Origin of the sequence: Streptomyces sp. Alt3 (assembly GCF_030719215.1) — a bacterium.
Lineage (GTDB): Bacteria > Actinomycetota > Actinomycetes > Streptomycetales > Streptomycetaceae > Streptomyces > Streptomyces glycanivorans.
The window spans coordinates 2640878-2665293 of record NZ_CP120983.1 but is presented as its reverse complement, the minus strand read 5'-3'; the positions used below and the strand labels follow the sequence as shown (position 1 = coordinate 2665293).

Annotated in this window: 24 protein-coding genes; 14 read left to right on the top strand and 10 right to left on the bottom strand. The window is 70.8% G+C overall.

Annotation, left to right across the window (positions count from 1 at the left end):
• Positions 1 to 27: 27 nt before the first annotated feature.
• Positions 28 to 681 carry a PepSY domain-containing protein gene (locus P8A20_RS11210; RefSeq protein ID WP_147959541.1) on the bottom strand — a complete coding sequence of 218 codons (654 nt, stop codon included), beginning with the start codon at positions 679 to 681 and terminating at the stop codon, positions 28 to 30.
• A 118-nt stretch (positions 682 to 799) separates the two neighbouring features.
• On the opposite strand from P8A20_RS11210, the gene P8A20_RS11205 reads away from it, so the two are divergent.
• Both P8A20_RS11205 and P8A20_RS11200 read left to right on the top strand, forming a co-directional pair.
• Positions 800 to 1459 (top strand): response regulator transcription factor, encoded by a 660-nt coding sequence (locus tag P8A20_RS11205; protein ID WP_147959542.1) that lies wholly within the window; start codon positions 800 to 802, stop codon positions 1457 to 1459.
• Positions 1456 to 2910: a sensor histidine kinase gene (locus tag P8A20_RS11200; RefSeq protein ID WP_147959543.1), complete on the top strand. Its 1455-nt coding sequence runs from the start codon at positions 1456 to 1458 to the stop codon at positions 2908 to 2910. Before P8A20_RS11205 ends, P8A20_RS11200 begins: the two co-directional genes overlap by 4 nt.
• A 12-nt stretch (positions 2911 to 2922) precedes the next feature.
• On the opposite strand, the gene P8A20_RS11195 is transcribed toward P8A20_RS11200, so the two are convergent.
• The 4 genes from P8A20_RS11195 to P8A20_RS11180 form a co-directional block, all read right to left on the bottom strand.
• Positions 2923 to 3402, bottom strand: coding sequence for a MarR family winged helix-turn-helix transcriptional regulator (locus P8A20_RS11195; protein WP_147959544.1), 480 nt, complete (start codon positions 3400 to 3402; stop codon positions 2923 to 2925).
• A gap of 98 nt (positions 3403 to 3500) precedes the next feature.
• Entirely contained in the window at positions 3501 to 4274 is a 774-nt protein-coding gene (locus P8A20_RS11190) for an AIM24 family protein (protein ID WP_306103437.1), read from the bottom strand.
• Positions 4271 to 4921: an AIM24 family protein gene (locus tag P8A20_RS11185; protein ID WP_147959546.1), complete on the bottom strand. Its 651-nt coding sequence runs from the start codon at positions 4919 to 4921 to the stop codon at positions 4271 to 4273. Before P8A20_RS11185 ends, P8A20_RS11190 begins: the two co-directional genes overlap by 4 nt.
• Entirely contained in the window at positions 4921 to 5553 is a 633-nt protein-coding gene (locus P8A20_RS11180; RefSeq protein WP_147960451.1) for an AIM24 family protein, read from the bottom strand. The genes P8A20_RS11185 and P8A20_RS11180 overlap by 1 nt, the downstream gene beginning before the upstream one ends.
• A 209-nt stretch (positions 5554 to 5762) precedes the next feature.
• On the opposite strand from P8A20_RS11180, the gene P8A20_RS11175 reads away from it, so the two are divergent.
• The 3 genes from P8A20_RS11175 (at position 5763) to P8A20_RS11165 (ending at position 7938) form a co-directional block, all read left to right on the top strand.
• Entirely contained in the window at positions 5763 to 6113 is a 351-nt protein-coding gene (locus P8A20_RS11175; protein WP_014154016.1) for a DUF3817 domain-containing protein, read from the top strand.
• Positions 6110 to 6403 (top strand): MTH1187 family thiamine-binding protein, encoded by a 294-nt coding sequence (locus P8A20_RS11170; protein ID WP_015578763.1) that lies wholly within the window; start codon positions 6110 to 6112, stop codon positions 6401 to 6403. Before P8A20_RS11175 ends, P8A20_RS11170 begins: the two co-directional genes overlap by 4 nt.
• Before the next feature lie 161 nt (positions 6404 to 6564).
• A complete protein-coding gene (locus tag P8A20_RS11165) occupies positions 6565 to 7938 on the top strand; it encodes a glycosyltransferase family protein (protein WP_147960452.1) in 1374 nt (457 codons plus the stop codon).
• Between the two features lie 19 nt (positions 7939 to 7957).
• Here P8A20_RS11165 and P8A20_RS11160 read toward each other — a convergent pair whose 3' ends face one another.
• On the bottom strand, positions 7958 to 8944 hold the full coding sequence (locus P8A20_RS11160; RefSeq protein ID WP_147959547.1) for an ArsR/SmtB family transcription factor: 987 nt from the start codon (positions 8942 to 8944) through the stop codon (positions 7958 to 7960).
• Between the two features lie 73 nt (positions 8945 to 9017).
• On the opposite strand from P8A20_RS11160, the gene P8A20_RS11155 reads away from it, so the two are divergent.
• From P8A20_RS11155 to icmA, 4 genes are all read left to right on the top strand, one after another.
• Positions 9018 to 10367 (top strand): MFS transporter, encoded by a 1350-nt coding sequence (locus P8A20_RS11155; protein ID WP_147959548.1) that lies wholly within the window; start codon positions 9018 to 9020, stop codon positions 10365 to 10367.
• 31 nt (positions 10368 to 10398) lie between these two features.
• Positions 10399 to 10908, top strand: coding sequence for a MarR family winged helix-turn-helix transcriptional regulator (locus tag P8A20_RS11150; RefSeq protein ID WP_147959549.1), 510 nt, complete (start codon positions 10399 to 10401; stop codon positions 10906 to 10908).
• 65 nt (positions 10909 to 10973) lie between these two features.
• A complete protein-coding gene (locus tag P8A20_RS11145; protein WP_147959550.1) occupies positions 10974 to 11306 on the top strand; it encodes a DUF3817 domain-containing protein in 333 nt (110 codons plus the stop codon).
• 83 nt (positions 11307 to 11389) lie between these two features.
• A complete protein-coding gene (icmA, locus tag P8A20_RS11140; RefSeq protein ID WP_147959551.1) occupies positions 11390 to 13090 on the top strand; it encodes a coenzyme B12-dependent isobutyryl-CoA mutase large subunit in 1701 nt (566 codons plus the stop codon).
• A gap of 30 nt (positions 13091 to 13120) precedes the next feature.
• On the opposite strand, the gene P8A20_RS11135 is transcribed toward icmA, so the two are convergent.
• Positions 13121 to 13765 (bottom strand): TetR/AcrR family transcriptional regulator, encoded by a 645-nt coding sequence (locus tag P8A20_RS11135; RefSeq protein ID WP_306103436.1) that lies wholly within the window; start codon positions 13763 to 13765, stop codon positions 13121 to 13123.
• A gap of 339 nt (positions 13766 to 14104) precedes the next feature.
• Between P8A20_RS11135 and P8A20_RS11130 the strand changes: the two genes are divergently transcribed.
• The 4 genes from P8A20_RS11130 to P8A20_RS11115 all read left to right on the top strand — a co-directional run bounded on the left by P8A20_RS11130 (position 14105) and on the right by P8A20_RS11115 (position 18224).
• A complete protein-coding gene (locus tag P8A20_RS11130) occupies positions 14105 to 15055 on the top strand; it encodes a tetratricopeptide repeat protein (protein ID WP_306105140.1) in 951 nt (316 codons plus the stop codon).
• 601 nt (positions 15056 to 15656) lie between these two features.
• The gene (locus tag P8A20_RS11125) at positions 15657 to 16301 is read left to right on the top strand and encodes a DUF6230 family protein (RefSeq protein ID WP_147959554.1); all 645 of its coding nucleotides are present in this window, start codon (positions 15657 to 15659) and stop codon (positions 16299 to 16301) included.
• A gap of 92 nt (positions 16302 to 16393) precedes the next feature.
• On the top strand, positions 16394 to 16960 hold the full coding sequence (locus tag P8A20_RS11120; protein ID WP_147959555.1) for a DUF6114 domain-containing protein: 567 nt from the start codon (positions 16394 to 16396) through the stop codon (positions 16958 to 16960).
• A complete protein-coding gene (locus tag P8A20_RS11115; protein WP_147959556.1) occupies positions 16950 to 18224 on the top strand; it encodes a hypothetical protein in 1275 nt (424 codons plus the stop codon). The genes P8A20_RS11120 and P8A20_RS11115 overlap by 11 nt, the downstream gene beginning before the upstream one ends.
• Before the next feature lie 95 nt (positions 18225 to 18319).
• On the opposite strand, the gene pyk is transcribed toward P8A20_RS11115, so the two are convergent.
• The 3 genes from pyk to pta form a co-directional block, all read right to left on the bottom strand.
• Positions 18320 to 19747, bottom strand: coding sequence for a pyruvate kinase (gene pyk, locus P8A20_RS11110; protein WP_306103435.1), 1428 nt, complete (start codon positions 19745 to 19747; stop codon positions 18320 to 18322).
• A gap of 74 nt (positions 19748 to 19821) precedes the next feature.
• The gene (locus P8A20_RS11105; RefSeq protein ID WP_147959557.1) at positions 19822 to 21072 is read right to left on the bottom strand and encodes an acetate kinase; all 1251 of its coding nucleotides are present in this window, start codon (positions 21070 to 21072) and stop codon (positions 19822 to 19824) included.
• On the bottom strand, positions 21069 to 23141 hold the full coding sequence (pta, locus tag P8A20_RS11100) for a phosphate acetyltransferase (protein ID WP_147959558.1): 2073 nt from the start codon (positions 23139 to 23141) through the stop codon (positions 21069 to 21071). Before pta ends, P8A20_RS11105 begins: the two co-directional genes overlap by 4 nt.
• Before the next feature lie 243 nt (positions 23142 to 23384).
• Between pta and P8A20_RS11095 the strand changes: the two genes are divergently transcribed.
• Positions 23385 to 24410, top strand: coding sequence for an ATP-dependent 6-phosphofructokinase (locus tag P8A20_RS11095; RefSeq protein ID WP_147959559.1), 1026 nt, complete (start codon positions 23385 to 23387; stop codon positions 24408 to 24410).
• Positions 24411 to 24416: the final 6 nt, after the last annotated feature.

Genomic DNA, 24416 nt, shown 5'->3' with positions numbered 1-24416 from the left:
GCCGGACGGGACCGCCGGCCGAGGGGATCAGTCGTCGTCGTTGCCGTCGTCGTCACCGTCGTCGTTGTCGTCGTCCTGGTCCACGGTGACCTTGCCGCTCTTGGCATCGACGTGCAGCTCGTGCTGCTTGCCGTCCTTGCCCGCGACATCGACGTCCCAGCGCGGCGCACCCCGCTCGCCGTCGTCATCGTCGTCGTCCAGGTCCACCGACGTCACCGTGCCGGGCCGCTCGCCGAGGGCCGCCTTCACCGCCGCGTCCAGTGACACGGCCGCCGACCGGGGCGCGTGCCGGTCGCGGTCGTCGTTGTCGTCGTCCTCGCGGTCGGACAGGACCTTGCCGTTCCGCGCGTCCACCGTCACGTCGTGCCAGACCTTGTCGGAGCCGTACACGTCGAGCTCCCAGACGGTGCGGTCACGGTCGTCGTCGTCATCGTCCAGCTCCGCCTCGGTGACCGTGCCGGGGACGGCCTTCAGCGCGGCGGCGACGGCCTCGTCGACCCCGACGCGCCCCGTCGTCCCCGTGTTCCCGGCGGGCGCGGAGTCCCCGGCCGCCCGGTCCGCCGATGCCGTCCGGTCGTCCTTCACCCCGCTGCCGGAGTCCGCGAAGGCCGCGGTCGTGACGAGCCCGCCACCGACGAGTACGGCGGCGGTGAGTGTGGCGATGGCGATGTTGCGCTTCATGGTGGTTCCTCCCCGATGGGATGTGTGGTGCGACGGGAACCACACTGGCCGGGCGATGCTGAACACAGCCTGAAGCCACCTGAAGGCGTCTTCAGGTTCGGTTTGGGAAGCTTTCCCCATGCGCCTGCTGATCGTGGAGGACGAGAAGCGCCTCGCCACGTCCCTCGCGAGGGGACTGACCGCCGAGGGCTTCGCCGTGGACGTCGTGCACGACGGTCTGGAGGGCCTGCACCTGGCGGGCCAGGGGGTCCACGACCTCGTGGTCCTCGACATCATGCTCCCCGGGATGAACGGCTACCGGATCTGTGCCGCCCTGCGCGCCGCCGGGCACGAGACGCCCATCCTGATGCTGACCGCGAAGGACGGGGAGTACGACGAGGCGGAGGGCCTGGACACGGGCGCCGACGACTACCTGACCAAGCCGTTCTCGTACGTCGTGCTCGTCGCCCGCATCAGGGCGCTGCTGCGCCGGCGCGGCGGTTCGGCCTCGCCCGTGCTGACCGTCGGCACGCTGCGGATGGACACCGCCGCCCGACGGGTCCACCGGGGAGAGGACGAAATCACCCTCACCGCGAAGGAGTTCGCCGTCCTGGAACAGCTCGTGCGGCGGGCGGGCGAGGTGGTCAGCAAGGCGGACATCCTGGAGCACGTCTGGGACTTCGCCTACGACGGCGACCCGAACATCGTCGAGGTCTACATCAGCACCCTGCGCCGCAAGCTCGGCGCCGCGTCGATCCGTACGGTACGGGGCGCGGGCTACCGGCTGGAGGCGCTGTGAGGTCGGTGCGGGCCAGGGCCGCCCTGGGCGCCACCCTGGTCGTGGCCGTCGCCCTGACGGCCGCGGGGCTGGCCGTCCTGCTGGTGCTGCGGGGCAATCTGACGGACCGGGCGGGCCTGGAGGCCGAGGTGGCCGCTCGGGAGGTGGCCGGACAGCTGGCTCTGGGGGCGACGTACGCGGAGCTGGAACTGGGCGACGAGGAGACCCACCCCGTCCAGGTGACGGACGAGGAGGGGCGCGTGGTGGCCGTCTCCAAGGACCTGGAGGCGGTCTCGGGTACGGGCACGGCGGAGGTCGATCCGGTGCCGTCGGCGCCGGTCCCGAGCCCGGGGGACGACGATGACGACGACGATGACGACGCGAGCACCCCGCCCCGCGGTGAGGTGTCGTCCGACCAGCCGGACTTCGCGAACGGCACCGCCACCGTCGACGGCGAGACGGCCGACTACCGTTTCGCCTCCGTCGAGCTGACCACGGACGAGGACGTCACCCTGACCGTCCACGCGGGCGCCCCGCTCGCGGCCGAACAGGAGGCCGTGGACACCGTACGCAACTCCATGCTGACCGGGCTGCCCCTCATGCTGCTCGTCGTCGCCGGAGTGACCTGGCTGGTCACCCGTCGCGCACTGCGGCCCGTGGAGGGCATCCGGCGGGAGCTGGCCGCGATCACCGCGTCCGAGGACCTGGGCCGCCGCGTCCCCGAGCCTGACTCGCGCGACGAGATCGCGAGGCTGGCCCGGACGACCAACGAGACCCTGACCGTGCTGGAGGCGTCGGTCGACCGGCAGCGCCGCTTCGTCGCCGACGCCTCGCACGAGCTGCGCAGCCCGATCGCCTCGCTCCGCACACAGTTGGAGGTCGGGGAGGCCCACCCCGAGCTGCTGGACGTCCCCGGCGCGGTCGCCGACACCGTACGGCTTCAGGGTCTGGCCGCGGACCTGCTGCTGCTCGCCCGGCTGGACGCGGGGGAGCGGCCGGGGCGCGCCGCGGTCGACCTGGGAGCCCTGGTCCGCGAGGAGGTCTCCCAGCGGGCGGCCGACCGGATCCCGCCGGAGGTGTCCGTGGCGGACCTGGGCCCACTCGAAGTGGCCGGATCACGGGGGCAGTTGGCCCGGGTGCTGGGCAATCTCCTGGACAACGCCGAGCGTCACGCGGAACGTGCGGTGGCGGTCTCGGTGCGGGCCGACCGGGGCGACGTGCTCGTCGAGGTCACCGACGACGGCGCGGGCGTGCCCGAGGCGGAGCGGGACCGGATCTTCGAGCGCTTCGTACGTCTGGACGACGCCCGCAGCCGTGACGAGGGCGGGGCCGGGCTCGGTCTGGCCATCGCCCGTGACGTGGTCTCCCGGCACGGGGGCACCCTCGCGGTGGGTACGGCGTCCGCCGGCGGCGCACGGTTCACCCTGCGCCTGCCGTCGGCCGGGCGGGAGCCGGCGGCCGACGGCGGCTGAGGAGGGTGAGCGTTACGGCTTGCCGCGCCGACCGCGCAGATGCTCCGCGATCGGAGTCAACGCCGCGTTCAGTTCGGAGAGTTCGTCGGGGGAGAGCAGGTCCATGAAGTGCCTGCGCACCGACTCGACATGGTGCGGCGCGACCTTACGCATCGTCTCGCCGCCGAGGTCGGTGAGGACCGCGAACAGCCCGCGCCGGTCCGACTCGCAGTGCTCGCGCCGCACCAGGCCCGCGTTCTCCATGCGGGTGATCTGGTGCGAGAGCCTGCTCTTGGACTGCAGGGTGGCGGCGGCGAGATCGCTCATCCGCATCCGCTGGTCGTCCGACTCGGAGAGGTTGACCAGGATCTCGTAGTCGTTCATGGTCAGGCCGAACGGCTGGAGGTCCTTCTCCAGCTGATGAGTCAGCAGCCTGCTGACGTCGAGGTGGGTGCGCCAGGCGCACTGCTCCGCATCGGTCAGCCATCGAGTGGCCGTCTCGGTCATCTCCATGTATGGGATTCTACCTAAGATGTTGAAAGCCGGACGAACTGTGGGAGTGTGAGTCAGCGCACCTGCCCCCCTGGACATCACACTCCGCAGACTACCGCTCACAGCCCGAAGCGACGCTGGAGGTCCCCCAGCTGACCGGGCATGCGGGGTGAGGAGCCGTGTTGACCGCCCGCCTGCCCGCCGCCCGGCACACCCGGTTCGTGCGGGACGCCGCCGGTCGCCTGCTCGGGCATCAGCGCCTCGGTCGACTGGAGCAGTACCGTGCCCGCCCCGACGAACTCGAACTGGTGCTCCTCGCCCGACGTCCCGCCGATCCCGGTCAGTGAGCGCAGCCCGCCCATCACGCCCGTCATGTAGCCGTGGTCGTAGTGGTGGCAGGGCGAGGGGCAGTCCGCCCACCCCACCAGCGCCTGCGGGTCCACCCGCAGCGGCGGTTCCATGAAGACCACCGGGCCGTTGGACGCGGCGACGAACTTCCCCGTGCCGATCAGGGTCAGGAAGCCCGGGACGATCGACTGCTTCAGCGCCAGGGTCGGCTGGTAGGCCAGCAGATTGCCGGACCGGATGGTCAGGTTGCCGTCCTCCAGGTCGAAGGAGTTCACGTCGAAGGCCCGGTCGGCGAGCAGCATCTTGCCGCTGCCCTCGGCCACCACCCAGTCGCTCGCGTGCAGCGGTGAGTGGAAGCTCGTGCGGATCAGGCGCTCGAAGCGCCCGTGCCCGATGCCGTCGAACTGGATCTGCCCGTAGTAGGCGATCATCTTGCCCTTCTGCAGGAACCACTGGCTCCCCTTGAGCTCCACGCAGAAGGTGTACGAGTTGACGTTGTCGTCCGACGGCAGCGTCATCGGGTCGAAGATCACCGGTGTGCTCACAGCTTCTCCTCCGACGCCTGGACGTACACCGCTCCGTCGCCGCTGAGCTCCAGCTGGAACGCCTCCCCGGAACCGCGCCCCACCATGTCGCGCCAGCCGAGCGCGGTGGACAGCTTGTTGGTCACGTCCCCGTGGTGGGCGACGTACGCCTGCGGGTCCACGTGCACCGGCCGGCCCGGTGCGATCGGCAGCTCGACGACCCCGCCGTGCGCCATCACGGCCACCGAGCCGTGGCCCTTGAGCGTCGTCGTGAACAGACCCTGCCCGGTCACCTGCCCGCGCACCATGCCCATCACCCCGCCCTGCGAGCCCATGAACATGGTGCCCTGCCGGAGCGTCCCGTCGAAGGCGAGCAACCGGTCGGCCTCCACGTAGAGGGTGTCGCCGGCCAGGTCGATCACCTGGATGTGGTGGCCCCCGTGGCCGAACATCACCGTGCCGCTGCCCTCGACCGTCATCAGGGGGGTCGCCTCGTTGGCCACCCGCCGGCCGATCATCGACCCCAGACCGCCCTGCCCGCCCCGGATGTCCGGGGTGAAGGAGACGTCGCCCCGGTACGCGAGCATCGCGCCGCGCTGGCTGTACATCTTCCGGCCGGGCGCCACCGCGGCCTCGACCATCTTCGAGTTGATCTCACGGAACGGCATCAGACATCGCCCCCGACGGTGTTCCGCTCGCTGGGCTGCACGTAGACGAGCCCGTCGCCCTCGAAGCGGATCTGGAAGGACTCGCCGGAGCCCTCGCCCATGAACGTCCGGAAGTTCACCCCGGACTGGAGGTGCTGCTGGAGCCTGCCCTGGTGGGCGATGTAGGCGCCGGGGTCGACGTGCAGCGGGTACTGGGGCGACACCCGCAGCACCACGGCCGCGCCGTCCGACATGATCGCCGCCTGACCGGTCCCCTCGACGGTCGTGGTGAACAGGCCGTTGCCGCTCGCCCCGCCGCGAAGGCCCGTGAAGGAGGTACCGGTGCGCAGCCCGGCGTCCGTGACCAGCAGATTGCTCGCCTCGACGTAGAGGGTGTCGCCGTGCAGTGACACGAGGTTGATCTCGCTCGCCCGGTCGGCGAAATAGCAGGTGCCCTGCCCCTTCACCTCCATCACTTCCATCTGCTCGCCGGTCAGCCGGCGGGTCACCATGCCGCGGAGCCCCTCACCGCCGCCCGACATCTTCTTGAACGCCATCCGGCCGTCGTACGCGACCATCGAGCCGTTCTTCGCCTTGACGGCGTCGCCTGTCAGGTCGACGGCGAGCGTCTTGCTGCCTTGGAGTCGGAACATCGCCACAGTGCGACGTTAGCCGCCGGGGACCCCGGCGGACAGAGCCCGACGGTGGATCACGACCCCGGGACGACCCTGATATGCGCCGATACGTGCCGCACGGACCGGACCCGGACCCCGCGCTCCCGGGGGCCGGGGGCGATGCCACAATGGCTGTGCTTGTGCCTGCGTTCACAAGCCGACACGCCCCTCCCACCGAAGGTGCCCTCGTGGACATCAAGACCGCTTCCGCCCTGCACCGGCTGCGCCTCATCTCGCTTCCCGAGGCGCTGTCCTTCCCGGCGCTGCTCATCTTCGGCTCGCTGCTCATGCGGGTCTCGGACATCGACTTCCTGATGCCGCCCCTCGGCGCGCTGCACGGCCTCCTCTTCACGATCTACGTGGTGTTCCTCCTGGACGTGTGGGTCAAGGCGAAGTGGCCGCTCAAGCGCGTCGCCCTGTTCTTCCTGCTCGCGGTGGTCCCCTTCGGCGGCCTCTACGGGGAGAAGCTGCTGAAGAAGTACGAGGCCGACGGCGTCATCGCCGCCCGCGCCCGCGCCGAGGGCACGGTGAACGCATGATCGTCGCCTTCTCCGTCAGTCCGCTGGGTGTCGGCGAGGACGTCGGTGAGTACGTCGCCGACGCCGTCCGCGTCGTCCGCGAGTCCGGACTGCCCAACCGCACGGACGCGATGTTCACCTCGATCGAGGGCGAGTGGGACGAGGTCATGGACGTCGTCAAGCGCGCCGTCGCCGCCGTCGAGGCCCGTGCGGGCCGTGTCTCCCTGGTACTGAAGGCCGACATCCGGCCGGGCGTCACCGACGGTCTGACCTCCAAGGTCGAGACGGTGGAACGGCACCTCGCGGGCTGACCCCCCGTCCGAACCCGTCACGCACGAAGAGCCCCCGGCAGGCACCGGGGGCTCTTTCCGTTCGGGCGAATAAAACCCCTCGCTCGGTCCTGTCAGGTCGACACGCCGCCGCATCTCCCCTTCTGTGGGGATACCGGAACGGTCCGACCATGGGAGGCGTGATGCCGACGGAGGGTCACGATCACGACAGCGGCGCCGCGGGGCCGCTCGCGACGGGGTACCGGGTGCGGTACCGCCGTCCGGCGCGGACAGGCGCGGCCGTCCTCCTGCTGCCCGTCCTTCCCGCGGTCACCGGGCTGCTGCTGCTCCACGCGCTGTGGCCGACGCACTGGACCCACGGCGGCAGCGGCCGGAGATGGCTGGTGCTCGCCGACTCCCTGACGCTGGTGTCCGTCGGCACGGTCGAGCTGTTCCTGCTGGCCAACGTGGCCGCGGTGGCCTACGCCGTCTCGGTGGCCAGGGACCCGGTCCCCGTGACGCCGGAACCCGGCACCGGGCTCGCCCTCCTCACCACGTACACCCCGGGCAGGGAGCCCCTCTCCGCGGTGCGGGCCACGCTGGAGGCCGCCGTGCACATGCGGCATCCGGGCCCGCTGGACGTCTGGCTGCTCGACGAGGGTGACGACCCCGAGGCGCGGATGCTCTGCGCCGAGCTGGGCGTCCACCACTTCACACGGCTCGGGGTGCCCGAGTGGAACCGGGGGACGGGCCCGCACAAGGCCGGTACGAAACGCGGGAACGTCAACGCCTGGCTCGCCAAGCACGGCGACGCCTACGACCTCGTCGTGTCCGCCGACGCCGGCCACGTCCCGCAGCCGGAGGCCCTGGAGCGGACGACGGGCTGGTTCCGTGATCCGGACATCGCCTTCGTCGTGGGCCCGCGGGACGAGGCCCCCGCGTCACCGCGGCCGCTCCTCGGCACGCTGGTCCAACGGGCGGGCAACCGCTACGGGGCGCCCCTGCTCGACGGGACAGGCTCGGTCGTACGCGTGACGGCACTGCGCCAGGCCGGCGGCTTCCACGACTCCGTCACGGACGCCACGGTCACCGGTTTCGAGATCCACCGGCTGCGCAACCCGCTGACCGGACGGTACTGGCGCTCCGTCCACGCGGCGGACCTTCCCGGCGCCGGAAAGGAGCCCGTCTCCTGGGCGGACCTCGGCGACCGTCGGCCGCGGCGGTCCCGCGGGGCGTACGGGACACTGTTGCGCCAGTACGGCAAGGCGCTGTTCCGGGTGCCGCCCGGACGGCTCGTCGGCTACACGCTGACGCTCGCCCGTGGTCCCGTGGAGGCCGCCACCTGGCTGTTCGCCGCGCTGAGCTGCCTGCTCGTGCTCACCCACGCGCAGCTGCGCCCCTGGGCGGTGCTCGCCCTGGTGACCGCTCTCGCGCCCCTCGCGCTGTGGTCCCTCGCCCTGCTGCGCGGGCGCGCGGCCCGCACCGTGCCCGGCCGGTCCCCTGCTCAGGCCCCCGTCCAGGAGCCGGAGCCCGCGCTGACCGTCGCCAACGCGAGCACCCCGACGGGCGGGAACTGATCCGCGCGCGTCGCGTGGATCAGGACTCCTGCCCCGACAGCGTGATGCCCAGGGGGGTGCGCTCGTACAGCACCTGGTGCCCGTAGCGCCGTGAGGTGAGCAGGCCGGCCGCGCGCAGCACCTTCAGGTGCGCCGACACGGAGGACGGGGCGAGGCCGAGCCGGTGCGCCAGCGCGCTCGTCCCTGCCGGTTCGGCGAGGGCGCAGAGCACGTCGGCGCGTGCCCTCCCCAGCAGCCCGGCCAGGGTGTCGGGGGTCCGCTCGGCGGCCTCGGTCCACAGACCGCCGATGCCGCGCGCGGGATAGATCACGGCGGGCTGCCAGGGAGGCTCGTGGCCGCCGACCACGTCGGGCCACACGAAGACGCTGGGCATCAGCACGAGTCCCTGGCCGCCCAGGACCCGGCTGTGGTCGCCCCGGGTGCCGGCCACCGTCAGCGTCGAGCCGGCCCAGCGCAACTGTGGACTGATCTCGCTCAGGAGCCCCCCGAAACCGACCTCCGCCAGGCGGCGCGAGTGGTAGGCGACGTCCGCCTCCAGCAGGGCCCGCAGCCGGGGCCAGTGCGGCTCGACCATCACCCGCCAGGCCTGCTCCAGCAGGTCCGCCAGCTCCTGGACGGCCCGTGCCGGGTCGGCCAGCATCCGCCTGCCGGCGGGGGAGCGGAGGCCGCCGGGGGTGTCCGCGAGCGCGAGGGCGATGTCGTTGCGGGCGGTCGCCGGATCCGTCGCGCGTACGGCCGCCAGCTCCTCCTCGAAGCCGGCGAGCGGTCCGAGGGGCGGCGGGCAGATGAAGTCCGGGTTGAAGCCGGACTCGGGCATCAGCAGCCACAGCGGCGTGAGATCGAGCCCCGCCGCACCCTCCTCGATCCGCCGCAGCCACGGCAGGTGGTACCCGTGCCGAGACCGGCGGTGGAGCGTGCGCACGGCCTCCTGCGTCTCCCAGAGCGGTGACAGAGCGAAGCGGACGCGGAGCAGATCGCTCTCGTCGAAGTACAGATGGAACGGCATGCGCCCCCACTCGGATATTCGGCGTGAACCGAAAGTCTACGAAGAGGCCGGGTCCCTGCCCCACGCTGCGTCCATGCCGAACGACACCACCACCCCGGCGGGAACACCCCGCGAAGCGCCCGCCGTCGAGGGGCTGTCCCCGGCCAGGCCTCCGGAGCGGACCTCCTCCCGCGACCCGGGCTCCGCCCCGGAGGCCGACCCCGGAGCCAAGGGCTACCGGGCCGTCCTCGCCGTGCGGGAGTTCCGCGCGGTCTTCGCCGCGCATCTGCTCTCCCTCCTCGGCGTGACCGTCAGCGAACTGGCGCTCACCGTCCTCGTCTACGACCTCACCGGCTCACCCCTCCTGTCCGCCCTCACGTTCGCGCTCGGTTTCCTCCCGTACGTCGTCGGCGGCACCCTCTTCGCCGGGGTCGCCGACCGCTACCCCGCCCGCCGCGTCCTCGTCACCTGCGACCTGATCTGCGCGGGCTGCGTCGCCGTGATGGTGCTCCCCGGCACCCCGGTCGGCGTGCTCCTCGCGCTGCGCTGCGCCGTGGCGGCGGTGGCCCCCGTCTTCACCGGGACCAGGACGGCGGCCCTCACCGACATCCTCGGCGAGGGCGACCTCTACGTCCTCGGGCGTTCGCTGCTGCGCCTGGTCTCGCAGAGCGCCATGCTCATCGGATTCGGCGCGGGCGGGATGCTGCTCACCGTGCTGTCCCCGCGTGGGGCGATCGCGGTCACCGTCATGACGTTCCTCTGCTCCGCGGCGCTGCTGCGCCTCGGCACCCTCGACCGGCCCGCCCGTACGGGGAAGGACACCGCCGGCCCGCTGCTCGCCGAGTCGCTCGCGGGGGCCAGGGCCGTCCTCGGCGACCGCCGGATCCGGGGGCTGCTCCTGCTCTTCTGGGTGCCCGCCTTCTTCGTCGTCGCCCCGGAGGCCCTGGCCGCGCCGTACGTCGACGCCATCGGCGCCGGCCCCGCCGCCCTCGGGCTGCTGATGTGCGCGATGGCCGTCGGCCACATCGGTACCGAGCTGTACGTCGGGACCGCCCTCGGCCCCCGTGCCCGCTCCCGGATCGTGCTGCCGGCCGCCGCCCTCGGGCTGCTGCCCCTCGCGCTGTACGCCTTCCGCCCGGGGATGGCCGTGACCGTGGCCGCCCTGGTGCTGGCCGGGGCCGGCGCGGCGTACATCATCGGGCTCGACCAGTGGTTCGTGGAGGCGGTCCCCGAGCACCTGAGGGGACGGGCCATGACCCTCCTCACCGCCGGCCTGATGACGGTCCAGGGGCTGGGCATGGCCCTCGCGGGGCTGGCCGCGGAGTTCTTCCCGGTGCACCAGGTGGTCGCGTGCTCGGGTGTCGTGGGAACGGTCTGCACGCTTCTGCTGGTCGTGGAGGTGCGTAGAACGCGTGTCCGGTACCGAAGTGCGAGACAGGGCTGACCACCAAGTGACCAGTGGGTAAGGTCGTGCCGTGCCGAAGCCGCTCAGCCTCCCCTTCGATCCCATCGCCCGCGCCGAGGAACTCTGGCACCGGCGGTGGGGGCCGGTGCCCTCCATGGGCGCGATCACCTCGATCATGCGTGCGCAGCAGATCCTGCTCGCCGAGGTGGACGCGGTGGTCAAACCCTACGGACTGACCTTCGCGCGCTACGAGGCCCTGGTCCTGCTGACCTTCTCCCAGGCGGGCGAGCTGCCGATGTCCAAGATCGGCGAGCGTCTGATGGTGCACCCCACCTCGGTGACGAACACCGTCGACCGGCTGGTGCGCTCGGGGCTGGTGGACAAGCGGCCCAACCCCAACGACGGCCGCGGAACCCTGGCCTCCATCACCGACAAGGGCCGGGAGGTCGTCGAGGCGGCCAGCCAGGACCTGATGGCGATGGACTTCGGGCTCGGCGTCTACGACGAAGAGGAATGCGCCGAGATCTTCGCGATGCTCCGGCCGCTGCGGGTGGCCGCGCAGGACTTCGACGGCGCCTGAACACCCCGCGCGTGAGAGCCGGGGCGCCCGAAGATCGGCCCGGACCTCCGGTTACGCTCGATGCCATGAAACGCAGTGTGCTGACCCGCTACCGGGTGATGGCCTACGTCACCGCCGTCATGCTGTTGATCCTGTGCGTCTGCATGATCTTCAAGTACGGCTTCGACACCGGTGAGGGTCTGACGCTCGTCGTCTCGCAGCTCCACGGTGTCCTCTACATCATCTACCTGATCTTCGCCTTCGACCTCGGATCCAAGGCGAAGTGGTCGGTCGGCAAGCTGCTCTGGGTGCTGATCTCCGGCACGATCCCGACCGCCGCGTTCTTCGTCGAGCGCAAGGTGGTCCAGGAGGTCGAGCCGCTGATCACCGACGGATCCGCACAGGCCGTCAAGGCCTGACGGGCACCACCTGACCGCCCCGCGCGAAAGCGCCGGGCGGTTTGCCGTCGACATTTACTAGGACGTCCTAGTAAATTTGATCCATGGACGCATCTGCGATCGAGGAAGGCCGCCGCCGCTGGCAGGCCCGGTACGACAAGGCCCGCAAGCGCGACGCGGACTTCACCACGCTCTCCGGTGACCCGGTGGAGCCCGTGTACGGGCCCCGCCCCGGTGACACGTACGAGGGCTTCGAGCGGATCGGCTGGCCCGGCGAGTACCCCTTCACCCGGGGGCTCCACGCCACCGGCTACCGGGGCCGCACCTGGACGATCCGCCAGTTCGCCGGCTTCGGCAACGCCGAGCAGACCAACGAGCGGTACAAGTCCATCCTGGCCAACGGCGGCGGCGGGCTCAGCGTCGCCTTCGACATGCCGACCCTCATGGGCCGCGACTCCGACGACGCCCGCTCGCTCGGCGAGGTGGGCCACTGCGGTGTCGCCATCGACTCCGCCGCCGACATGGAGGTCCTCTTCCAGGACATCCCGCTCGGTGACGTCACCACCTCGATGACGATCAGCGGACCCGCCGTCCCCGTCTTCTGCATGTACCTCGTCGCAGCGGAGCGCCAGGGCGTCGACCCCGCCGTGCTCAACGGCACGCTCCAGACCGACATCTTCAAGGAGTACATCGCGCAGAAGGAGTGGCTCTTCCAGCCCGAGCCCCATCTGCGCCTCATCGGCGACCTGATGGAGCACTGCGCCCGCGACATCCCCGCGTACAAGCCGCTCTCCGTCTCCGGCTACCACATCCGCGAGGCGGGGGCCACGGCCGCGCAGGAGCTCGCGTACACCCTCGCCGACGGTTTCGGGTACGTCGAGCTGGGCCTCTCCCGCGGTCTGGACGTCGACGTCTTCGCGCCGGGGCTCTCCTTCTTCTTCGACGCGCACCTCGACTTCTTCGAGGAGATCGCCAAGTTCCGCGCCGCCCGCCGGATCTGGGCCCGCTGGATGAAGGAGACCTACGGCGCGAAGACGGACAAGGCGCAGTGGCTCCGCTTCCACACCCAGACGGCGGGTGTCTCGCTCACCGCCCAGCAGCCGTACAACAACGTCGTGCGCACCGCGGTGGAGGCGCTGTCCGCCGTCCTCGGGGGCACCAACTCCCTGCACACCAACGCCCTGGACGAGACGCTCGCCCTCCCGTCGGAGCAGGCGGCGGAGATCGCGCTGCGCACCCAGCAGGTGCTCATGGAGGAGACCGGCGTCGCCAACGTCGCCGACCCGCTGGGCGGTTCGTGGTACGTCGAGCAGCTCACCGACCGCATCGAGGCCGACGCCGAGAAGATCTTCGAACAGATCAGGGAACGCGGCACCCGGGCGCACCCCGACGGCCGGCACCCCGTCGGACCGATGACCTCAGGCATCCTGCGCGGCATCGAGGACGGCTGGTTCACCGGTGAGACCGCCGAATCCGCCTTCCGCTACCAGCAGTCGCTGGAGAAGGGGGAGAAGCGGGTCGTCGGCGTCAACGTCCACCACGGTTCGGTCACCGGCGACCTGGAGATCCTGCGGGTCAGCCATGAGGTCGAGCGAGAGCAGGTGCGGGTGCTCGCCGGGCGCAAGGAGGGCCGCCAGGACGCGGAGGTCCGCGAGGCGCTGGACGCCATGCTGGCCGCCGCGCGCGACGGTTCGAACATGATCGGCCCGATGCTGGAGGCGGTGCGGGCCGAGGCGACCCTCGGAGAGATCTGCGGGGTGCTGCGCGACGAGTGGGGTGTCTACACGGAGCCGCCGGGCTTCTGAGCCCCCGGTCGGCGGTGACTCCCCGGGGTCTCAGGCCCCTGGCTGCCGCCCGGCCGCCGCGGCGCCCAGCCCGGAGAGCAGCAGCATCGTGAAGCGCCGGGCCCAGTCGGAGTCGACGGGCTCGGCGCTCACCAGTGTCCGGTGCACCACGGCGCCGGCGATCACGTCGAAGATCAGGTCGGCGGTCCGGGCCGCCACCACCGTGTCCGGCTCGGCGGGCAGTTCGCCGCGCAGCTGCGCCCGCTCCCGCCCCTGCAGCACGAGGTGCTTCTGCCGGGCGACGATCGAACCCCGTATACGGTCCCGCAAGGCCTCGTCCCGGGTCGACTCGGCGACCACCGCCATCAGCGCCGTCTTGGTCTCCGGCCGCTCCAGCAGGGCCGCGAACTGGAGGACGACGGCCTCCACGTCGGCCGGGAGGCTCCCGAGGTCGGGCAGTTCCAGCTCGTCGAAGAGGACGGCGACCGCGTCCACCACGAGCTCGTTCTTGCCGGCCCAGCGACGGTAGAGAGTCGTCTTGGCGACCCCCGCGCGCGTCGCCACATCACCCATCGTCAGCTTCGACCAGCCGAGGTCGACCAGTGACGCACGGGTCGCCTCCAGGATCGCGGCATCGGCCTCGGCGCTCCGGGGACGGCCGGACCGGGCGGGTTCGGTGGGAGTGCGGCTCGGCATGCGGCGACCATACCGGCCGGTAAGTACTGCTGACCGGCCCCGGAGCCCGTGAGACAGATCACCGCGCGCTCTTGCCCCGGAGGGGGGCCGGACAGTTACGCTACGGGTCGTAGCGTAAGGAGCGACGGTCCGCCGTCGTTGCGCCACGACTGATCGACAGCCACAGGCGCCGGGTGGGGACCCGGCACCGAAACACGGGGTTTTTCAGGGCCTCGGGGCCGTTTCCGTCCCATTGCCACGCACACCGGTGTGGCCGTGGACGGAAGCGGTTCGCGGATCGCTTTCCGGAACAGTGCGCACAGGGGGGAGGATGTACGTATGCAGCCTAGGAACATGTCCATGAGCGGCGTCGTCGACCTCGCCGCTGTGAAGGCGGCCGGCGACGCCAAGGCGAAGGCCGAGCAGGCCCGCGCCGAGTCCGCCCGGCAGGGGGGTGGCGGTGCCGTCGCACCCGCCTCCCTGGTGATCGACGTCGACGAGGCGGGCTTCGAGACCGACGTCCTCCAGCGCTCCACCGAGGTACCCGTCGTCATCGACTTCTGGGCCGAGTGGTGCGAGCCGTGCAAGCAGCTCGGCCCGCTCCTGGAGCGTCTCGCCGTCGAGTACAACGGCCGCTTCCTGCTGGCCAAGGTCGATGTCGACGCCAACCAGATGCTGATGCAGCAGTTCGGCGTCCAGGGCATCCCCGCGGTCTTCGCGGTGGTGGCCGGGCAGGCCCTCCCGCTCTTCCAGGGCGCGGCCCCCGAGAGCCAGATCCGCGAGACGCTCGACCAGTTGATCCAGGTCGGCGAGGAGCGCTTCGGTCTCACCGGGATCGTCGTCGACCCGTCCGCCGGGGACGCGGACAGCGCTCCGGCCGAGGTGCCCGCGGGACCGTACGACGCGCAGTTGGAGACCGCCGCGCAGGCGCTGGACGCCAACGACTTCGACGGAGCGGTCCGGGCGTACCGGAGCGTCCTGGCCGACGACCCGGTCAACACCGAGGCCAAGCTGGGGCTCGCTCAGGCCGAACTGCTGGGCCGCGTCGCGGGCTTGGACCCGCAGCAGGTCCGCAAGGAGGCGGCGGAGAACCCGGCCGCCCCGGCGGCGCAGATGGCCGCCGCCGATCTGGACCTCGTGGGCGGTCACGTCGAGGACGCCTTCGGCCGGCTCGTCGAGACGGTCCGCCGTAACTTCGGCGACGACCGTGACGCCGTCCGCGTGCGGCTCCTCGAACTCTTCGAGGTGATCGGCCCCGACGACCCCCGTGTCACCGCGGCCCGGACCGCCCTGGCGCGCGTCTTGTTCTGATGTGACAACACGGCCGTGGAGCCCTCCGGGGCGCCACGGCCGTTTTCGCGAGTGGGCGACAAGGAACGCATCCGCTTTACCAAAACTTGATAAAAGTACGTGCTGTTACTCGCAGTAAATCACCTCTGAGGGTCTGTCCGTTTTAGGGTTGTAATCCCATCATTCGTACGTCCGTTTGGTGCCACCCTGAGTGGCCGGACGACACCCCCCTGTCGTGTCCCGGTTATCTGGTCGTTACTAGTCAGTAACGACCCCCCTTGTGTCACGGCCGCGAATGCACCACGATCGGCCACGCTCGGTCCAATACCCGCCGGCCCGACGGCCAGTCGGCGCAGGTGGGTCTGTTGGGTCCCCACCGGGTGGTCGGCGGCAGTGGCGCCGATCGCGGACAGGGGGGTTCCTGCCCCTGGGCAGGGCCTGTCCGAACCGGCTGCGCAGACGCGCGGCCAGTGGTTGTCGCTCGGGGGTGATCGCCGGTGATTCGGATGCGGTACGCGCCTCCGGTCCGGGCGCTCTCCTTCCCGAGGACGTAGCACTTCTCCCATCCCAGGGCGGGCACGATGCCCGTACCGGAGATGTACGTCCGAGAAGGAGGAAACATATGAGTTCTCAGGTTCGCGGTGGTACCAGATGGAAGCGTTTCGCTCTGGTCATGGTGCCGAGCGTCGTCGCGACCGCGGCGGTCGGCGTAGGCCTCGCGCAGGGCGCGCTCGCCGCGTCGTTCAGCGTCTCCGGCCAGAGCTTCAAGGTCTCCACCGACAAGCTCGTCGGTGAGGACTTCGTCCAGTACGGCAGCGTCGCTGTCGGTACGGACATCGAGGGAGAGAAGCAGCAGGCTCACCCGGTGGCCGTGTCGGGCTTCAGCAAGGCCACGATCACGAACATGTGCCAGTCGGTCGTGACGCCGGACCTGCCCTTCGGTCTCGGCAGCGTCAGCCTGCAGCTGAAGGCGGGCACCGACCCGAAGAAGCCCGTCGAGGCGACGAACCTGTACCTCGACGTGGCCCAGCTCGACGCGGACGCGTACTTCGAGAACATCGACATCGGCGTCGCCGCCGGTTCGGTGGGCAAGCCGGGCATCCAGGCCGGCACCGAGAAGGCAGTCAAGGCGGGTGGCTTCTCGCAGCGCGCCAAGACGGCCACGCTGTCCAACGTGGAGCAGACGGCGTGGGCAACCACGGCCGGCACCTTCAAGCTCAGCAACCTGAGCCTGAGGCTGCACAAGGGCGTCAAGGAGTGCTTCTAGCACTCGCCCGGGCGGCCGGAGCCCCGTGAGGGCTTCCGGCCGCCCACCCCTTCTCTTCTCACAGCAGTACCGGTTCCAGGGAGCTGTTTTCCATGAGCCCCGAGTCCACAGGGCAGAACGAGCACTACCTCACCGTCTACCGGCGGGGATTCCGCACCTGGCGGGGTAACCGGCCGTTCTGGGCGGGCCTGTTCACCATCTTGGGTGGTCTACCCATCGCGTACTTCCCGTACGCCAACATGCACCTCGGCAACATGACGATCGCGATGTCCACCACCGCGGGTGCGGGGTCGCTGATCATCGGGGTCCTGCTCGTCACGCTGGGTCTGACGATGTGGTTCCACCACATCGTGCGGGTGTTCGCCGGCGTCGCCGCGATCCTGCTCGCGCTGATCTCCATACCGGTCGCCAACATCGGCGGCTTCATCGTCGGCTTCCTGTTCTCGCTCCTCGGCGGAGCCCTCTCCATCTCCTGGGCCCCCGCCGACGCGAAGGGCGCGGAGGAGCCCGAGGGCCGGCAGGCGCCGCTGACCCGGGACGACACCCAGCGGATTCCGGAGCAGGGCCAGGAATCCCATGACACGGCTGAGGGCCCGCGGGGGCCGATGCTGTTCAAGGCGGCGGCGGAGGCCGACGGCGGGAGGCATCGTGCAGGGTGACGAGAGCCGGACGGACGACTTCGGACCGGAGAGCCTGCCGGAACGAAGAGGGCCCCGCCACGCGGCGCCCAGGAAGTCACTCCTGACGAAGCTGCACATGCCCGCGGGCAAGAAGGCGTTCGCGCTCGCCGCGATGCCGACGGCCGTCTTCGTGGGCATGGGGCTCACCCCCAAGCTGGCCATGGCCGACGACTCGGACATCCCCTTCGCGCCCGGGCCCTGCGTGACGCGCTCCGACGAGCCGTCCGAGTCCCAGGAGCCCGAGGAGAAGCCGACCCCGAGCGCCACGCCGTCCGACGACGCGGGCAAGGACGACGCGGACAAGGACGACGAGGGCAAGGACGACGCCACCGGCACTCCGAAGCCCTCCGCCAGTCCGAGCGCGAGCGAGTCCGGGGACGGCACGTCCACGGAGGCTTCCGGGGACAAGGCCGCCACCTCGGCCACTCCCGCTCCCACCGAGTCGAAGAACCCCCTCGACCCGCTGGGTGTCGGCGACGCGCTCAAGGACCTCTTCGACGGACCGGACAAGGAGACGGCGGAGCCGTCCCCCAGCGCCACCACGAAGACCCCGGAGCCGTCGGAGAGCACCGCCACCACCAAGCCGGCGGAGAAGGCCGCGGAGGCCGCGAAGGACACGGTCGACAAGACCACCGACGCCATCCGCGACGCGGCGGACAAGGCGGGCGAGGACGTCGAGGAGCTCGACGACGACCTCAAGGGACTCGACCCCGTGAAGGACGAGGACATCCCTGACGGCGCCAAGGAGCGCTTCCCCTGCCCGACCGCCGACCCCGAGGCGCTCGCCGCGGCCGACCTGGAGCAGGGCATCCCGCTGCTCCCGGACGACCCGTGGACGCTGGAGACCTCGAAGCTCACGCTCACCGGGCTCGACTACGCCGGGATCGTCGAGGTGAGGACGTACAACGGCAGCATCAAGAAGGTGCTGAAGTTCACCGCCGACACCATCGACATCAGGGACCTGCACCAGCTGACGACGGGTCCCGCCGGCACCACCGGTCACGTCAAGGCGGCGGAGGGCTCGACCTCCACCATCCGCAACGGCACGGTGACCATGTACACGGAGGAGCTGAAGGGCAACCTCTTCGGCCTCATCCCGATCACCTTCAGCCCGGAGACCCCGCCGCCGCTGAACGTGCCGTTCGCCTTCTTCACCGACGCGACGGTGAAGCAGGCAGGTCAGTTCGGCGGATCGCTCAAGGTCCCCGGCCTGCAGAACTACTTCACCGGCGGCAAGAGCTAGTCACAGACCTGTCCGGGAGCCGCACAACGGCCGTGGCCCGCACCCCCGTGAGAACGGGGGTGCGGGCCACGGCCGTTGTACGGCTGTGCGACGCGTCAGGCGCGCTCGCCGCTCAGGTGGTGCACCCGGACCATGTTGGTGGTGCCGGGGACGCCGGGGGGCGAACCGGCCGTGATGACCATCGTGTCGCCGTCGCTGTAGCGGTTCAGCTTCAGCAGCTCCGCGTCCACCAGGTCGACCATGGCGTCCGTGTTGTCCACGTGCGGCACGACGTAGGACTCGACGCCCCAACTCAGCGCGAGCTGGCTGCGGGTGGACTCCTCCGTGGTGAAGGCCAGGATCGGCTGCGCCGTGCGGTAGCGGGAGAGCCGGCGGGCGGTGTCACCGGACTTGGTGAAGGCGACGAGGGCCTTGCCGTCCAGGAAGTCCGCGATCTCGCAGGCCGCACGGGCCACCGAACCACCCTGGGTGCGGGGCTTCTTGCCCGGCACCAGCGGCTGGAGGCCCTTGGACAGGAGCTCCTCCTCGGCGGCGACGACGATCTTCGCCATCGTCTTGACCGTCTCGATCGGGTACGCGCCGACCGAGGACTCCGCCGACAGCATGACCGCGTCCGCGCCGTCCAGGATCGCGTTGGCGACGTCGGACGCCTCGGCGCGGGTCGGCCGCGAGTTGGTGATCATCGACTCCATCATCTGGGTCGCCACGATCACCGGCTTGGCGTTGCGGCGGCAGAGCTCGATGAGGCGCTTCTGCACCATCGGGACCTTCTCGAGCGGATACTCGACGGCGAGGTCACCGCGGGCGACCATCACGGCGTCGAAGGCGGCGACGACGCCCTCCATGTGCTCGACGGCCTGCGGCTTCTCGACCTTGGCGATGACGGGGACCCGGCGGCCCTCCTCGTCCATCACCTTGTGCACGTCCTTGACGTCCTCGGCGTCCCGGACGAAGGACAGCGCGACCATGTCGCAGCCCATCCGCAGGGCGAAGCGCAGGTCCTCGACGTCCTTCTCGGACAGCGCGGGGACGTTGACCGCCGCACCGGGGAGGTTGATCCCCTTGTGGTCGGAGATGACACCGCCCTCGATGACGATGGTGGTGACCCGCGGGCCGTCGACCGAGACGACCTTCAGTTCGACGTTGCCGTCGTTGATCAGGATCGGGTCGCCCTTGGCGACGTCGCCGGGCAGCCCCTTGTAGGTGGTGCCGCAGATCGACTTGTCGCCGGCGACGTCCTCGGAGGTGATGACGAACTCGTCCCCGCGGACCAGCTCGACAGGACCCTCGGCGAACTTCCCGAGACGGATCTTGGGGCCTTGGAGGTCGGCGAGCACGCCGACCGCGCGGCCGGTCTCGGCGGCCGCCTTGCGGACGCGGTCGTAACGGCCTTGGTGCTCCTCGTGGGAACCGTGGCTGAAGTTGAAACGGGCCACGCTCATGCCGGCCTCGATCAGAGCGACGAGCTGCTCATGGGAGTCGACGGCGGGACCGAGGGTGCAGACGATTTTGGAACGGCGCATGAGGCGGATCCTATCGGTTTGTTTCACTGCGGAATATTCCGTCTGGTGGAAGATACAAAAGGGCGCGGGTCCGCTCAGTTGTGGACCAGGTCGAAGGTCTGGCCCGCGATCTCCAGCTCCTCGTCCGTAGGCACGACGGCGACCGCCACCCGCGCGTCCTCGGGCGAGATCAGCCTCGGTTCGCCGGACCGCACGGCGTTGCGGTCCGGGTCCACGGCCAGGCCGAATCCCTCCAGCCCCGCGAGCGCAGCCTCCCGCACCGGGGCCGAGTTCTCCCCGACCCCCGCCGTGAAGACCACCGCGTCCACCCGGCCGAGGACCGCCGAATAGGCGCCGATGTACTTCTTCAGCCGGTGGATGTAGATGTCGAACGCGAGTGTGGCGCGCTCGTCGCCCTCGTCCACCCGGCGCCGGATCTCCCGCATGTCGTTGTCGCCGCAGAGGCCGACCAGGCCGCTCTTCTTGTTGAGCAGGACGTCGATCTCGTCCGTCGACATCCCCGCCACCCGCTTCAGGTGGAAGGTGACGGCCGGGTCGATGTCCCCCGAACGCGTACCCATGACCAGCCCCTCCAAGGGGGTCAGTCCCATGGACGTCTCCACGCAGCGGCCGCCCGCCACCGCAGAGGCCGAGGCGCCGTTGCCCAGGTGCAGCACGATCACGTTCACGTCGGAGACGGGCCGGCCCAGCAGCTCGGCCGTCCTGCGCGAGACGTACGCGTGCGAGGTGCCGTGGAAGCCGTAGCGGCGGATGCGGTGCGCGTCGGCGGTCCCGACGTCGATCGCGTACCGCGCCGCGTGCTCCGGCATCGTCGTGTGGAACGCCGTGTCGAAGACCGCGACCTGCGGAAGGTCCGGGCGCAGCGCCTGCGCCGTACGGATGCCGGTGATGTTCGCCGGGTTGTGCAGCGGAGCCACCGGGACGAGCCGCTCGATCTCCTTCAGCACCTCGTCGGTGACCACGGTGGGCTCGCTGAACTTCAGCCCGCCGTGCACCACCCGGTGGCCGATCGCCGCCAGCTCGGGGGAGTCGAGGCCCAGCCCGTCGGCTGCCAGCTCCTCGGCCGCGGCCTTCAGGGCCTCCTCGTGGTCGGCGATCCTGCCCGTGCGCTCGCGGGGCTCCCCGCCCTTGAGCGGGGTGTGCACCAGCCGGGACGACGACTCGCCGATCCGCTCGACGAGGCCGGTGGCCAGCCTCGACCGGTCGCGCATGTCCAGCAGCTGGTACTTCACCGACGAGGAGCCGGAATTGAGCACGAGCACGCGGTGGGCGTCATTCATGGAGCGGGAACCTCCGCTGGTCGGGTCGGTGGTCATGGCGGTCATTCCTCGCTCTGCGCCTGGATCGCCGTGATGGCCACCGTGTTGACGATGTCCTGGACCAGCGCGCCGCGGGACAGGTCGTTGACCGGCTTGCGCAGCCCCTGCAGCACCGGGCCGACCGCGACCGCGCCCGCCGAACGCTGGACCGCCTTGTAGGTGTTGTTGCCGGTGTTGAGGTCGGGGAAGATCAGCACGGTCGCCCGGCCCGCCACCTCCGACGCCGGCAGCTTGGTCGCGGCGACGGACGGCTCGACCGCCGCGTCGTACTGGATCGGACCCTCGATCCTCAGGTCCGGCCGGGAGGCGCGTACCCGCTCGGTGGCCTCCCGCACCTTGTCGACGTCCGCGCCCGTGCCCGAGGTCCCCGTCGAGTACGAGAGCATCGCGATCCGGGGATCCACGCCGAAGCGGGACGCGGTGACCGCCGACTGGACCGCGATGTCCGCCAGCTGCTCCGCGTCCGGATCCGGGTTGACCGCGCAGTCGCCGTAGACCAGCACCTTGTCCGCGAGGCACATGAAGAACACCGACGAGACGATGGAGGCCTCGGGCTTCGTCTTGATGATCTCGAACGCCGGCCGGATGGTGGCCGCCGTGGAGTGCACCGAGCCGGACACCATGCCGTCGGCCAGGCCCTCCTGGACCATCAGCGTGCCGAAGTAGTTGACGTCGGAGACGACGTCGTACGCCAGCTCCACCGTCACCCCGCGGTGCGCGCGCAGCGCGGCGTACCGCTCGGCGAAGCCTTGGCGCAGCTCGGAGGTCTGCGGGTCGACGACATGGGTCCCGGCGAGGTCGATGCCCAGGTCGGCGGCCTTCTTGCGGATGACGTCGGTGTCCCCGAGCAGGGTCAGGTCGCATACGTCCCGGCGGAGCAGCACGTCCGCGGCCCGCAGGACACGCTCCTCGGTGCCCTCGGGCAGGACGACCCGGCGCCGGTCGGAGCGGGCCTGCTCCAGCAGCTCGTGCTCGAACATCATCGGGGTGACCCTGCCGCTGCGGGCCACCGAGATCCGTTCCAGCAGGGCGCCGGTGTCCACGTGGCGCTCGAAGAGGCCGAGGGCGGTCTCCGCCTTCCGTGGCGTCGCCGCATTCAACTTGCCTTCCAACGCGAAGAGTTCACCCGCGGTGGGGAAGGATCCGCCGGCCACCGCGATGACCGGGGTGCCCGGTGCGAGGCGGGCCGCCAGCCGGAGTATCTCCTCGCCGGGGCGCTCGTTCAGCGTCAGCAGGACGCCCGCGATGGGCGGGGTGCCGGCGCTGTGCGCGGCGAGCGAACCGATGACGAGGTCCGCGCGGTCGCCGGGGGTGACCACCATGCAGCCCGGGGTCAGGGCCTTCAGGAGGTTCGGCAGCATGGCCCCGCCGAACACGAAGTCCAGCGCGTCCCGGGCCAGCCCCGAGTCGTCGCCGAGCAGAACCGTTCCGCCGAGTGCGGTGGTGATCTGGGCGACGGTGGGCGCGGAGAGCGCGGGGTCGTCCGGCAGCACCGAGCAGGGGACGGGGAGCTGTGTCCGCAGCCGTTCGGCGATGTCCGAGCGGTCCTCGGAGGCCACCCGGTTCACGACCATGGCCAGGACGTCGCAGCCGAGACCGGCGTACGCGCGGTAGGCGTTGCGGGTCTCGGCCCGCACGGATCCGGCGTCCTGGTCCTTGCCCCCGACCACCGTGATCACCGAGGAGCCGAACTCGTTGGCCAGCCTGGCGTTCAGGGCCAGTTCGTCGGGCAGCTGGGTGGCGGCGAAGTCGCTGCCGAGGACGAGGACGACCTCGTAGTCGCGCGCCACCTGGTGGAAGCGTTCGACGAGCAGGGACACCAGCTCGTCGGTTCCCTTCTCCGCCTGGACCGCGGAGGCCTCCTGGTAGTCCAGCCCGAAGACGGTCTCCGCGCTCTGCGAGAGCCGGTAGCGGGCCCGCAGCAGCTCGAACAGGCGGTCCGGCCCGTCGTGGACGAGCGGCCGGAAGACGCCGACCCGGTCGACCTGACGCGTCAGTAGCTCCATGACTCCCAGATCGACGACCTGGCGGCCGTCTCCCCGGTCGATCCCGGTCACGTACACGCTGCGCGTCACGCGTGGTCTCCCGTCGTGTTCGGCTGGACTTGTCCTCTTGACGATACCTAGCGGGGCAGGTATGCCGCCCGCCGGGCGAAGTGCCCGGAACGGGTCGCTTCCGGCCCCCGCAGGGCCCCTGCCCGTTGAGCCGGAAGCGCGAGCGCCCGGCCGGGCGTGGGACAATCGTCATGGCTCACGGTACGGGGGTTTGTCGACGGGCCCCCGGAACGCATGTCACTAGCGAGCAGGAGACAGAGCAGGATGCGCATCGGAATTCTCACCGCAGGCGGCGACTGCCCAGGCCTGAACGCTGTGATCCGGTCGGTCGTGCACCGCGCCGTGGTGGGCCACGGCGACGAGGTCATCGGCTTCGAGGACGGCTTCAAGGGGCTGCTCGACGGCCACTTCCGGCCCCTCGACCTCAACGCGGTCAGCGGCATCCTGGCCCGCGGCGGCACGATCCTCGGCTCGGCCCGGCTGGAGCGCGACCGGCTGCGCGAGGCCGCCGAGCACTGCGCGGAACTCTCCACCCGCTACGGCATCGACGCGCTGATCCCGATCGGCGGCGAGGGCACGCTCACCGCGGCCCGCATGCTGTCCGACGCGGGGATGCCGGTCGTCGGCGTCCCGAAGACCATCGACAACGACATCTCCGCCACCGACCGGACCTTCGGCTTCGACACCGCCGTGGGTGTCGCGACCGAGGCCATAGACCGTCTCAAGACCACCGCCGAATCGCATCAGCGCGTGATGGTCGTCGAGGTCATGGGCCGGCACGCGGGCTGGATCGCCCTGGAGTCCGGCATGGCCGGCGGTGCCCACGGCATCTGCCTGCCGGAGCGCCACTTCCAGGTCGACGACCTGGTCAAGATGGTCGAGGAACGCTTCGCGCGCGGCAAGAAATTCGCCGTCATCTGCGTCGCGGAGGGAGCCCACCCTGCCGAGGGCTCCATGCCGTACGCCAAGGGTGAGATCGACCAGTTCGGCCACGAGCGGTTCCAGGGCATCGGCAACCGCCTCGCCGCCGAACTGGAGCTGCGCCTCGGCAAGGAGGCCCGGCCGGTCATTCTCGGGCATGTCCAGCGCGGCGGCACGCCGACGGCGTACGACCGTGTGCTCGCGACCCGCTTCGGGTGGAACGCCGTGGAGGCGGTGCACCGCGGCGACTTCGGCCGGATGACGGCGCTGCGCGGCACCGAGATCGTGATGGCCCCGCTGGCGGACGCCGTGACCCGTCTGAAGACGGTCCCCAGCGACCGGATGTACGAGGCCGAGTCGGTCTTCTAGAGGCCC

Excerpts from the sequence above, each read along its gene's own strand:
- P8A20_RS11180 (WP_147960451.1), bottom strand. The coding sequence starts at position 5,553 with ATGTTCCGACTCCAAGGCAGCAAGACGCTCGCCGTCGACCTGACAGGC.
- P8A20_RS11145 (WP_147959550.1), top strand. The coding sequence starts at position 10,974 with ATGAAACGCAGTGTGCTGACCCGCTACCGGGTGATGGCCTACGTCACC.
- P8A20_RS11165 (WP_147960452.1), top strand. The coding sequence starts at position 6,565 with ATGCCGACGGAGGGTCACGATCACGACAGCGGCGCCGCGGGGCCGCTC.
- P8A20_RS11095 (WP_147959559.1), top strand. The coding sequence starts at position 23,385 with ATGCGCATCGGAATTCTCACCGCAGGCGGCGACTGCCCAGGCCTGAAC.
- P8A20_RS11130 (WP_306105140.1), top strand. The coding sequence starts at position 14,105 with ATGAGCGGCGTCGTCGACCTCGCCGCTGTGAAGGCGGCCGGCGACGCC.
- P8A20_RS11135 (WP_306103436.1), bottom strand. The coding sequence starts at position 13,765 with ATGCCGAGCCGCACTCCCACCGAACCCGCCCGGTCCGGCCGTCCCCGG.
- P8A20_RS11170 (WP_015578763.1), top strand. The coding sequence starts at position 6,110 with ATGATCGTCGCCTTCTCCGTCAGTCCGCTGGGTGTCGGCGAGGACGTC.
- P8A20_RS11160 (WP_147959547.1), bottom strand. The coding sequence starts at position 8,944 with ATGCCGTTCCATCTGTACTTCGACGAGAGCGATCTGCTCCGCGTCCGC.
- icmA (WP_147959551.1), top strand. The coding sequence starts at position 11,390 with ATGGACGCATCTGCGATCGAGGAAGGCCGCCGCCGCTGGCAGGCCCGG.
- P8A20_RS11120 (WP_147959555.1), top strand. The coding sequence starts at position 16,394 with ATGAGCCCCGAGTCCACAGGGCAGAACGAGCACTACCTCACCGTCTAC.
- P8A20_RS11185 (WP_147959546.1), bottom strand. The coding sequence starts at position 4,921 with ATGCCGTTCCGTGAGATCAACTCGAAGATGGTCGAGGCCGCGGTGGCG.
- pyk (WP_306103435.1), bottom strand. The coding sequence starts at position 19,747 with ATGCGCCGTTCCAAAATCGTCTGCACCCTCGGTCCCGCCGTCGACTCC.
- P8A20_RS11205 (WP_147959542.1), top strand. The coding sequence starts at position 800 with ATGCGCCTGCTGATCGTGGAGGACGAGAAGCGCCTCGCCACGTCCCTC.
- P8A20_RS11105 (WP_147959557.1), bottom strand. The coding sequence starts at position 21,072 with ATGACCGCCATGACCACCGACCCGACCAGCGGAGGTTCCCGCTCCATG.
- P8A20_RS11195 (WP_147959544.1), bottom strand. The coding sequence starts at position 3,402 with ATGGAGATGACCGAGACGGCCACTCGATGGCTGACCGATGCGGAGCAG.
- P8A20_RS11155 (WP_147959548.1), top strand. The coding sequence starts at position 9,018 with ATGCCGAACGACACCACCACCCCGGCGGGAACACCCCGCGAAGCGCCC.
- P8A20_RS11210 (WP_147959541.1), bottom strand. The coding sequence starts at position 681 with ATGAAGCGCAACATCGCCATCGCCACACTCACCGCCGCCGTACTCGTC.
- P8A20_RS11125 (WP_147959554.1), top strand. The coding sequence starts at position 15,657 with ATGAGTTCTCAGGTTCGCGGTGGTACCAGATGGAAGCGTTTCGCTCTG.